We start from the raw sequence: 7987 nt of genomic DNA, 5'->3' as shown, positions 1-7987 counted from the left end.
AGATGGCTAAGGTCTCTGAAGCCGTGGCTGAGCACAGTAAGGCCGGATTACTTTACATTAGTGTTTTAGGCGATCCAACTACTGGAGGCGTGACGGCCAGCTTTGCGATGCAGGGAGATATTTTGTTGTCAGAACCACACGCATTGATTGGTTTTGCGGGTCGTCGTGTGATTGAAAAGACGATTCAACAACGCCCGCCCAAGGATTTCCAACGATCCGAAACATTACTCAAAAATGGTTTTCTGGATGACATAGTGAAACGTTCAGAATTAAAGCCAACTTTAAGTAAGCTACTAAAGTGGCATGAGGTAGGTGATCTTAATGGCTAAAAAAACTGCTTGGGAAAAGGTCTTGGCTGCGAGAGCAGCCAAAAAAATTGGAGTTGATGATCTTATCAATGGAATTACTGATGACTTCATGGAGCTTCATGGAGATCGAGCCTACGGTGACGATCCGGCTGTTTATGGTGGAATTGGCACGATGGATAACATCCCCACTACGTTTGTGGGAATCAGAAAGGGTGCTAACCTGAATACCAACATCGAACGGCACTTTGGTTCTGCGGAACCAGATGGTTATCGCAAGGCGCTGCGCTTGATGAAACAAGCCGAAAAGTTTGACCGCCCCATCGTTACGTTGATTAACACTCCGGGAGCTTATCCCGGAGTCGATGCCGAGTATCACGGGATTGGGTATACGATTGCCCAGTTGATCTTACAGGGGATGCAACTAACCGTTCCCTATATCAGTGTCATCGTCGGTGAAGGTGGCAGTGGTGGTGCGCTAGCCCTGGCCGTGGGTGACTGCGTCTGGGCCTTTGAAGATAGTATCTATTCGGTCCTTTCTCCCGAAGGTTATGCCACGATCTTGTGGAAAGATCCCAGTCGAATGAAGGAAGCCGCTTCGGTCATGAAATTAACTCCTGATGAATTACTATCGGAGGGAATTATTGATCGAATTATTCCTGAAGCTAATACCGTCGACGGCTTTGAACGGTTTCGGAACGATTTAGTTAAAAAAATCAGGGAACTAAATGCGCTTTCCAAAGATGATTTGGTTTCAAAGCGACTTGCCCGTTACCGAAATTTTTAAGTAGGAAATTAATTTTTTGATATAATAGTGTAAATTTGATATTTGGTTCTAGGAGGATTTTGAAAATGGCAGATTTATTAAAAGGAAAAAAAGTTGTTGTGATGGGTGTGGCGAATAAAAAAAGTATCGCCTGGGGTTGTGCTCAAGCCATCAAGTCACTAGGTGCTCAAGTCATCTTGACTTACCAAAATGATCGTTTGAAAAAGAGTATCGAAAAAACGATTGGTGATGAAGAATTCCCATTGGTTGAATGTGACGTTGCTGAAGATGCTAACGTGCAAAAGGCTTTTGACGAGATTCATGATCGTTTTGGTAACATTGATGGTGTCATCCATGCCATTGCGTTTGCCGACAAGGAAACCCTCCAAAACGGTGTGATTAACACCAAGAAAGACGGTTATAACTTGGCTGAGGACATTAGTTCCTACTCATTTATCTCAGTAACCCGTTACGCAAGCAAGATCATGAACAAGCCAGGTAGTATCTTGACACTAACCTACATGGGCTCTACTCGTGCTATTCCTGACTACAACATGATGGGGATTGCTAAAGCCTCCCTTGAATCCACCATGCGTTATCTAGCTGCTGAACTTGGAAAAGACCAAATTCGTGTTAATGCGATTTCTGCTGGAGCAGTTAAGACTTTAGCAGTTACTGGCATTAAGGGTCATCGTGACCTTTTGAAGATGTCACAATCATTCACCGTTGACGGCGAAAGTGTTACAACTGACCAAATTGGAAACGTTGCTGCTTTCTTAGTTAGTGATTTATCCACCGGAGTTACTGGTGACATTATTTACGTTGACAAGGGTGTTCACTTACTTGCCTAACAAAAATTAAATTAAAACGTTAAATATCTCATAACCAAAACTGGTTATGAGATATTTTTTTGTTTTTGAGAGTGGTGAATTGAGCATGATTACACATTAAAACAAGTGTAACCAGACGTTCATCGGCTTTAGATCATTGGTGTGACAAGTTTTTACCTCACAATCATCACGATCTGGTTGGGTTTTGATTGCTAAATGTGGGAATTTTGTTGAATATGAGTACATGGTAATTATGCGAAGTGCCATATTTGAATCAAAATAGTTTAGTAGAGGTGAATAATTTGAGTTTAATGAACGCAAAAGAAATCATGGATCTCATCCCGAACCGTTATCCAATCTTATTTATTGATCGGGTCGATGCGATGGATCCAGGTAAGTCAATCACGGCTACCAAGAATGTCACAATTAACGAAAATTATTTCCAAGGACATTTTCCTGGTAATCCAGTTATGCCCGGCGTTTTAATTATTGAATCAATGGCCCAGGTGGCTTCGATCTTAATTTTGAAGTCGCCACAATTTGAAAATAAGACGGTTTACATGGGCAGTATTAGAAATGCCAAGTTTCGAAAAATGGTTGAACCCGGAGATGTTCTGCGCTTTGAAGTCAAAATTGACAAAGTTAGAGGAAGTGCTGGATCGGTTTCATGTGTGGCCTACGTTGGTGATAAAAAAGCATGTGAGGCTCAACTAACCTTCATTGTCAGTGCAAAAGAAAGAGAAGAGTAAGCGAGTATAGGAGTCGCAAATGGGAAGTTTTTCAATCTTAGAGACGGCAAGATCAACCCCTGAGCGGATCGTAACGAATCAAGATTTGGCTAAAGTGATGGACACTTCCGATGAGTGGATTAAGCGCCGGACTGGAATTAGTGAACGTCACATTTCTCAAGCTGAGACCAATACGTCCATGTGTGCAGATGTAGCATCTCAACTAGTTAGTAAGGCAAACGTTTCCGCAGATGACATTGATTTTATCATCGTGGCTACCATGTCATCTGACTACCAGACGCCATCAGCTGCGGCAGCGGTTCAGGGACTACTTCATGCTAAAAATGCGATTGCGTTTGATATCAATGCTGCTTGTTCTGGATTTGCGTACGGTATTTACGTTTTAAATTCGTTACTTAGTAACCGCCCCAATTCCAAAGGAATTCTGATTGGTGGCGAGCAACTTAGTAAATACATTGACTGGTCCGACCGGTCAACGGCAGTGCTGTTTGGTGATGGAGCAGCCGGAATCTTAGTTGCAAATGATGGTAGTCGTTCTGAGGTTTTAGCTAGTAATCTTGAAACGGTTGGGGAACTTGGTGGTTCTCTGACAGCTGGACACTTAGCGGATGATAAGCATCGTCCATATTTTAAGATGGATGGTCATGAAGTCTATCGCTTTGCCACCCAAAGGGTCCCACGATCCATTCGTTCAGCCATTGCTGATACCAACATTGAGTTAGATGATGTGAAATACTTTATTGTTCATCAGGCTAACGAACGAATCATTAAAAGCATTGCTAATAAACTTGATTTACCGATGGAAAAGTTCCCGGTGAACATCAATAAATATGGCAATACGGCCGCTGCTAGTGAACCACTGCTTCTTAGTGAGTTGGTGGATTCCAAGCAAGTCAAACGCGGTGATAATCTTGTTTTAACCGGATTCGGTGGTGGTTTAACCATCGGAACCGTTGTAATTCGATACTAAAATACAAAAAATTATGGAGTGATATATATTATGGCAGACCAAAACGAAATTTTTAACAAAATCAAAGACTTAATTGCAAAACAAACTGATGTACCCGCAACAGACATCAAAATGGATACAAACCTTAAGGAAGATGTTGATATTGACAGCCTTGACTTCTTTGAAGTGGTTGACGGACTCGAAAATGAATACGACATCGAAATTGAAAGTGACGAAGACATCAGTACGGTTGCTCAATTAGTTGATTACATCCAAAAGAAAATTGCAGAAAAAGATAAATAATCTAATTCACTATTTACTTGAACAGGAGGGAATCATTTGAGTAATCGAGTCGTTGTAACAGGAATGGGAGCCGTTACTCCCATTGGAAATGATGCCAATGCTTTTGCCCACAACTTATTTAATTCCAAGGTTGGAATTGCGCCAATCACTAAGTTTGATGCCAGTGACACTGGTGTTACCGTGGCTGCTGAAGTTAAGGATTTTGATCCAGGCCAACGCTTAGATAAGCGGGACTACAAACGGATTGATCTTTTTTCTCAGTACGCCTTATATAGTGCCAAGGAAGCAATGGATCAGGCTGGTTTAAGCAAGGGTGACTATGATCCAGAAGACTTAGGGGTTATGTATGGAAATGGAATTGGTGGTTTAACCACCATTGAAAGTGACATTATCAAAATGCATGATAAGGGTCCTAAGCGAGTCTCACCACTGTTTGTTCCTAAAGCAATTGCCAACATGGCCTCCGGAAATGTTTCCATTTATTTTGATGCTGAAAACACCTCCCAGACCATCGTGACGGCTTGTGCTTCCGCCAACAATGCAATCGGAAATGCCTTTGAATTAATCAAGCAAGGAAAGGCCAAAATGATGATTGCAGGTGGGACAGAAGCTGCCATTACCGAGATTGGGATTGCCGGCTTTGCCAAGTTAACCGCACTTTCAACTGCCAAAAAAGTCGAAGATGCTTCCATGCCATTCGATGAAAACCGAAATGGATTTGTCATGGGTGAAGGTGCTGGGACACTAATCCTTGAAGATTACGATCATGCCAAAGCACGTGGTGCCAACATTTTGGCCGAAGTGGTTGGATACGGTGCTACTAGTGATGCCTACCATATGACTGCTCCTAATCCATCTGGAAAGGGTGCCATTAAGGCCATGCAAGAGGCCCTTGATGAAGGCAATATTAAGACGAGTGAGTTAGATTACGTGAACGCTCACGGGACCAGTACGCACGCTAACGATGTTGCTGAAGCAGGCGCAATTGAAAAGTTGTTTAATGATAACGATCACGTCAAGGTTAGTTCCATTAAGGGAATGGTTGGACACTCCCTGGGAGCTGCTGGTGGACTAGAAGCGGTCGCCCTTGTGGCTGCCTTTCAAAATGACCAAATGCCAGTGAACGTTGGGATGAAACATAAGGATCCTGAGATTCACGTTGATTTGGTTGATGAAGACAACAAAAAGGCGCCTGTAAATACTGCCATTAGCAATGCATTTGGCTTTGGTGGTCACAATGCGGTAATTGCGATGAAGAAGTGGAATGAAGATTAGTGAATGAACGAGAAATTGAAAAATTAATTGATAAATTTGAAAAGTCAAACTTACAGGAGATCAGGGTTAATGACGATAATGGAGAAGTTTACTTCTCCAAAATTCCTGATCACGGTAACTTGAAGCCAGTGAGCGAGCATCAAGAAGAGACTGCCAAACCAACGGCGATCAAAGCCTCAAAAACGGATGCAACCGCGACGTCGAATAATTACCAGTTAAGGGCTCCAATGGTTGGGATCTTGTACTATGCTCCAAGTCCTGAAAAGGATGATTTCAAAAAAGATGGAGATCACGTTAAGAAGGGTGAAACCGTCTGCGTGATTGAAGCGATGAAGCTAGTTAACGAAGTAAAAAGTCCCGTTAGTGGAACCATCGTAAAACGAATTCCAAAGAGCGGCTCAATGGTTGAGTACAACGAACCAATTTTCGAAATTCAGGAAGACTAAGAATATCAATGCACGTTAGTTTTGAAGGGTGATTTAATGTTTAAAAAAGTGCTGGTGGCGAACCGCGGCGAAGTCGCAGTTCAGATTATCCGTGCACTTCACGAAATGAACATCAAGGCCGTGGCGGTTTATTCAACCGCCGATGCCGATAGTTTATTTGTAAAATTAGCTGATGAATCCGTATGTATTGGTGGACCGTTTCCAGATGAGTCATACTTAAACATGGCAGCCATCATTGATTCCGCGGTTCTTTGCGGATGTGATGCCCTCCATCCTGGGTATGGCTTTTTGTCTGAAAACGCTGATTTTGCAGAATTATGTGAACAGTGCGGAATTAAATTTATTGGACCAAGCGCCAAAGTGATCAACTTGATGGGAAATAAGGGGAATGCGAAGGAAGCCATGCGACAAAATGGGGTTCCAACGATTCCTGGAAGTGACGGTTTTGTTGATACTTATAAGCAAGCCAAAGAGGTTGCTAAAGAGACGGGTTATCCGGTCATGTTAAAAGCTGCTGCTGGTGGCGGTGGTAAAGGAATCCGAAAGGTTTTAAATGAAGCTGAGCTAAGAAAAGCCTTTAACGACACTAAACGTGAGGCCAAACTCTCATTTGGGGATGACCGACTTTACATGGAAAAAGACTTAAGTGATGCTAAGCACATCGAGATGCAGGTCATTGCTGATGAGCATGGGCACGTGATTTACTTTCCAGAACGGGACTGTTCCATGCAGCGTAATCATCAAAAGGTGATTGAGGAAAGTCCCTGTTCCCAGATTACCGAACAGAAGAGGCAGGAATTGGGCAAGATTGTGGTCAAAGCCGCTAAAGGAATTGGTTATACCAATACTGGAACCTTTGAGTTCTTAATGGATCAGGATCACAACTTTTACTTCATGGAAATGAATACGCGTCTGCAGGTTGAGTACACCATTACTGAAGAAGTCACTGGTGTCGAAATTATCAAAGCACAAATTATGGTGGCTCAGGGACAAGAACTACCATTTACTCAAGCCGATTGTGCCGTAAAGGGTTACTCAATTGAGTGCCGTATCAACGCTGAAGATCCTAGTAACAACTTCACCCCATCGCCAGGAAAGCTTGAGCAAATGAAGTTTCCCGATGAATCGGACTCCATCCGGATTGATTCAGGGGTGGAAGCAGGAGATATGATTTCACCTTACTATGATTCAATGATTGCCAAAATCATCGTTCATAAATCCACTAAGCGGGAAGCCGTTAGTGAAATGAAACGGATTTTGACTAATTTTGTGGTGGAAGGTGTAACGACGAACCGGGACTTCTTAATCGATTTGATTTCTGATCGACACTTTCTTGCGGGGGATTTTAATAATAATTACATTGAGAGTACGTTCTTAAAAGAATGGATGAAACAGTATGACAAACAAGCAGTTTGAAAAGATTAGTCCAGCGAAATTAAATGAGCGAATGGATCAAATTCCTGATCACATTTGGGTTCAATGCCCAATTTGTAAGAAGAGTTTTTACAAAAAGGATTTAGGAAAATTCAAAGAGTGTCCGAACTGTCATTATGCTTTTCGAATTGGCGCTAAAGAACGAATTCAATTGATGTTGGATGAGTTTGAGCCAATTAATACTGATTTGAAGGCTTCCAAGAAATTTAATGACGCTCAGTACGTAGCTAAGTTGAAGAAGGCCCGTGAGGTTACTGGAATTAATGAAAGTGTGTTATCGGGGATCGGAACCCTTGATGGAATGCAAGTAGCTGTGGCAGCGATGGACTGGCGATTCGTGATGGCCAGTCTTGGAACGGCAACCGGTGAAATTCTGGCCCGTTTATTTGAGACCGCTACGGAAAAGAAATTACCAGTAATCGTTTTCACTGCATCAGGAGGTGCCCGAATGCAAGAAGGCATTCATTCTCTGATGCAGATGGCTAAGGTCTCTGAAGCCGTGGCTGAACACAGTAAGGCTGGCCTACTTTATGTGAGTGTCCCTTGTGATCCAACTACTGGAGGCGTAACGGCTAGTTTTGCGATGCAGGGAGACATTATTTTGTCGGAACCGCACGCATTGATTGGTTTTGCGGGTCGCCGTGTGATTGAAAAGACGATTCAACAACGACCGCCTAAGGATTTCCAACGATCTGAGACCCTCCTTAAGAACGGGTTCTTGGATGCGGTGGTAAGGCGTCGTGACATGAAGACAACCTTGACAAAAATTCTTAGGTGGCATCAGGTAGGTGATAATAATGAGTAAACCAACTGCATGGGATAAAGTTGTTAACGCAAGAGCTGCTGGTAAAATCGGAGTCGATGATCTCATCAATGGAATTACTGATGACTTCATGGAACTTCATGGAGATCGAGCCTACGGTGACGATC

General features: G+C 42.8%; 9 protein-coding genes and 2 pseudogenes. All 11 read left to right on the top strand.

The window, feature by feature from the left end:
• Nucleotides 1-329: pseudogene (locus tag FC73_RS06800) on the top strand (acetyl-CoA carboxylase carboxyl transferase subunit beta); the annotation flags it as partial.
• Nucleotides 322-1092, top strand: a complete 771-nt coding sequence (gene accA / locus FC73_RS06795; RefSeq protein WP_010022526.1) for a carboxyltransferase subunit alpha — start codon at nt 322-324, stop codon at nt 1090-1092. The pseudogene FC73_RS06800 and the gene accA, both read left to right, overlap by 8 nt.
• A 65-nt stretch (nt 1093-1157) precedes the next feature.
• On the top strand, nt 1158-1922 hold the full coding sequence (gene fabI / locus FC73_RS06790) for an enoyl-ACP reductase FabI (protein WP_010022527.1): 765 nt from the start codon (nt 1158-1160) through the stop codon (nt 1920-1922).
• A gap of 281 nt (nt 1923-2203) precedes the next feature.
• Nucleotides 2204-2650, top strand: a complete 447-nt coding sequence (gene fabZ, locus FC73_RS06785) for a 3-hydroxyacyl-ACP dehydratase FabZ (protein ID WP_010022529.1) — start codon at nt 2204-2206, stop codon at nt 2648-2650.
• Nucleotides 2651-2669: 19 nt separating this feature from the next.
• The gene (locus tag FC73_RS06780) at nt 2670-3620 is read left to right on the top strand and encodes a beta-ketoacyl-ACP synthase III (RefSeq protein WP_010022530.1); all 951 of its coding nucleotides are present in this window, start codon (nt 2670-2672) and stop codon (nt 3618-3620) included.
• A 30-nt stretch (nt 3621-3650) separates the two neighbouring features.
• Nucleotides 3651-3902, top strand: coding sequence for an acyl carrier protein (locus FC73_RS06775; protein WP_010022532.1), 252 nt, complete (start codon nt 3651-3653; stop codon nt 3900-3902).
• A 36-nt stretch (nt 3903-3938) separates the two neighbouring features.
• Nucleotides 3939-5177, top strand: a complete 1239-nt coding sequence (gene fabF, locus FC73_RS06770) for a beta-ketoacyl-ACP synthase II (protein WP_010022534.1) — start codon at nt 3939-3941, stop codon at nt 5175-5177.
• Nucleotides 5177-5623, top strand: a complete 447-nt coding sequence (locus tag FC73_RS07080) for an acetyl-CoA carboxylase biotin carboxyl carrier protein (RefSeq protein WP_010022535.1) — start codon at nt 5177-5179, stop codon at nt 5621-5623. The genes fabF and FC73_RS07080 overlap by 1 nt, the downstream gene beginning before the upstream one ends.
• A gap of 36 nt (nt 5624-5659) precedes the next feature.
• Nucleotides 5660-7039 carry an acetyl-CoA carboxylase biotin carboxylase subunit gene (locus tag FC73_RS06760; protein ID WP_010022536.1) on the top strand — a complete coding sequence of 460 codons (1380 nt, stop codon included), beginning with the start codon at nt 5660-5662 and terminating at the stop codon, nt 7037-7039.
• Nucleotides 7020-7862: an acetyl-CoA carboxylase carboxyltransferase subunit beta gene (locus tag FC73_RS06755; protein ID WP_010022537.1), complete on the top strand. Its 843-nt coding sequence runs from the start codon at nt 7020-7022 to the stop codon at nt 7860-7862. Before FC73_RS06760 ends, FC73_RS06755 begins: the two co-directional genes overlap by 20 nt.
• Nucleotides 7855-7987 (top strand): annotated as a pseudogene (locus tag FC73_RS06930) (acetyl-CoA carboxylase carboxyl transferase subunit alpha); the annotation flags it as partial. The gene FC73_RS06755 and the pseudogene FC73_RS06930, both read left to right, overlap by 8 nt.

It is taken from the genome of Fructilactobacillus fructivorans, from assembly GCF_001434095.1.
GTDB classification, from domain to species: Bacteria; Bacillota; Bacilli; order Lactobacillales; family Lactobacillaceae; genus Fructilactobacillus; species Fructilactobacillus fructivorans.
The sequence above is the reverse complement of the archived record's forward strand: the minus strand, read 5'-3'. Positions and strand labels throughout refer to the sequence as shown.

Excerpts from the sequence above, each read along its gene's own strand:
- accA (WP_010022526.1), top strand. The coding sequence starts at position 322 with ATGGCTAAAAAAACTGCTTGGGAAAAGGTCTTGGCTGCGAGAGCAGCC.
- fabI (WP_010022527.1), top strand. The coding sequence starts at position 1,158 with ATGGCAGATTTATTAAAAGGAAAAAAAGTTGTTGTGATGGGTGTGGCG.
- FC73_RS06780 (WP_010022530.1), top strand. The coding sequence starts at position 2,670 with ATGGGAAGTTTTTCAATCTTAGAGACGGCAAGATCAACCCCTGAGCGG.
- FC73_RS06775 (WP_010022532.1), top strand. The coding sequence starts at position 3,651 with ATGGCAGACCAAAACGAAATTTTTAACAAAATCAAAGACTTAATTGCA.
- FC73_RS06760 (WP_010022536.1), top strand. The coding sequence starts at position 5,660 with ATGTTTAAAAAAGTGCTGGTGGCGAACCGCGGCGAAGTCGCAGTTCAG.
- FC73_RS06755 (WP_010022537.1), top strand. The coding sequence starts at position 7,020 with ATGACAAACAAGCAGTTTGAAAAGATTAGTCCAGCGAAATTAAATGAG.